1 protein-coding gene and 1 pseudogene are annotated in these 1,350 nt (G+C 63.4%); one reads left to right on the forward strand and one right to left on the reverse strand.

The genetic code is table 11. From position 1 onward, the window contains the following. Positions 1 to 1,025: pseudogene (locus tag IVA75_RS24770) on the reverse strand (IS630 family transposase); the annotation flags it as partial. A 38-nt stretch (positions 1,026 to 1,063) separates the two neighbouring features. Here IVA75_RS24770 and IVA75_RS24775 point away from each other — a divergent pair. Further along, positions 1,064 to 1,345, forward strand: a complete 282-nt coding sequence (locus tag IVA75_RS24775; protein WP_126262178.1) for a helix-turn-helix domain-containing protein — start codon at positions 1,064 to 1,066, stop codon at positions 1,343 to 1,345. Positions 1,346 to 1,350: the final 5 nt, after the last annotated feature.

Below are 1,350 nucleotides of genomic sequence, written 5' to 3' on the forward strand. Positions count from 1 at the left end.
GCCTCTTTTGCCATGCTGCGATCTCGTTTCGGAGCCTTTTGGGATCGTCGATGCGGCGGCCGAGACACTGGCGCTGTAGCACGCTGATCTCGCACTCGACCATATTGAGCCAACTGGCGTGCTTCGGGGTGAAGTGGAATTCGAGGCGGCGCAGGATGCGCCGGGCCTCGGCGGGCGCGAAGGCCTCATACAGCGCCCCAGGCTTATGGATCGACAAATTGTCCTGCACGACACGGATGCAGGCGGCGTCGGGATAATGGACGTCGACGAGATCACGCATGCAGTGGGCGTAGTCCACGGCGGCGCGGCGGTCGGTGACCTTGACGTTGCGCCAGCCCCGATGTGGATCGCAGGTGACGAAGAGATTGGCGGTGCCGTTGCGGCGATACTCGTAATCGTAGCGCTCGCGCTGTCCCGGTTGGGCCGGGACCGGCTGGCGCACCTCGCCGATCAGCTGGATGGGAGTTCGTCGAAACGGACCAGCGGCCGGGCGGGATTCTGCGTCTCGGCGTAGAGGTCGAGCACGTTCTCCATGCGGGCAACGTATTCGCCGTCGACATGGGGAATGCACCACATGTCCCCCTGCGCCACGGCTTGAGGTCGTTCTCGGCCAGCCGGCGACGCACGGTCTCGCCCGACAGGCTGTTGTGATCGGTGAGCTTGACCATCGTGTCGGCCAACAGCGTCAGCGTCCAGCGTTTGCAGCCGGCGGGCGGCTTGGCGCATGCGGTCGCCACCAGCAGGGCTTCCTCCTTGCCGGTCAGCTTGCGCTCAGCGCCCGGACGCGGCTCCTCGCTCAAGGCCCGCTCCAGATTTCCTTCCACGAAGCGGCGCTTGGTCCGGCCGACGGTGGAGAGGCTGACACTCACGGTCCGAGCAATCTCCTCGTCGCGGCAGCCTCCATCGGCCGCCAGCAAAATCTGCGCCCGCTTAAGCTTGCGGGCGGCGTGCTTGCCGCCGCCGAGCATCGCCGTCAGTTCGTTGCGCTCGGCTTGGTTCAATTCGACCCGATAACGTACATTCATGCTTTGCCTCCTTGTCGGAGGCCGGGACGAATCCAACGATGAGTCAAAAATCAGGCGCGCGCTTCACCGAGAAGCAGGGTTATTACCTGGCTTTCATCCATACCTACGCCCACATGTTCGGACGTCCACCCGCCGAAGCCGACATCCAGCGCCACTTCCGCGTCAGCCCGCCTTCGGTCCACCAAATGATCGTCACCCTCGAACGAAACGGCTTCATCCGACGTCAACCTGGCGTCCCCAGAAGCATCGAAATCCTCGTGCCGCCGGAAAGCTTGCCGATCCTCGAATGGCTCGGTATCAAAACGTCGAAATCACTGTGATGAAC

The sequence above is a fragment of the Bradyrhizobium sp. 134 genome (assembly GCF_023074155.1).
Classification (GTDB): Bacteria; Pseudomonadota; Alphaproteobacteria; order Rhizobiales; family Xanthobacteraceae; genus Bradyrhizobium.

What these genes read in the sequence shown, in the direction of transcription:
- IVA75_RS24775 (WP_126262178.1), top strand. Translation starts at nt 1,064, where the DNA reads ATGAGTCAAAAATCAGGCGCGCGCTTCACCGAGAAGCAGGGTTATTAC.